The following is a 439-nucleotide window of genomic DNA, read 5'->3' as shown; positions in this document are numbered from 1 at the left end:
AAATGCTGCTCGGGGATGGAGTTATCCGCCAGCTGCGACTGGGGCGTGAGCGCGATGATGACCCTTGCGCTGACGAACGTCACCCTGTCCAACGCCACCATCAGGTTTGCTGCTTCGACCTGTCGGCTTGGCGTGACCTTCTTCAGCAAGCCAAAGATTTTCGGATGCACAGCGGAATCCTCAAGAATTTCGATCGCTTCAGGGCAGATCCCTGCGACAAGCGGTTCGCTGGGCATCACATCCTGGTTCCACTTTTCCTGGGCCATTAAGCCCAGGCCGCCCGAGATCCTTTCCGCGACCTCGGCCGGCATCGTTACCAGGCCTTCCGCCTTCAGCACCGCTTTGAATGTCTCGACGGCCATCAACTGGCGAAGAACCTGGATAATGGTTTCCACACGCTCGCGCATCGCCTGCGTCTCGCGGATGAAGCGCCTCATAC

General features: G+C 58.8%; 1 protein-coding gene. It reads right to left on the bottom strand.

Annotation, left to right across the window (positions count from 1 at the left end):
- Window positions 1-439 (bottom strand): plasmid partitioning protein RepB C-terminal domain-containing protein (locus ACWTU8_RS32750; protein WP_455851367.1); only part of this gene is annotated, 439 nt, incomplete at both ends.

The sequence above is a fragment of the Mesorhizobium sp. BHbdii genome (genome assembly GCF_053848045.1).
This window is presented reverse-complemented; position numbering and strand designations above follow the sequence as displayed.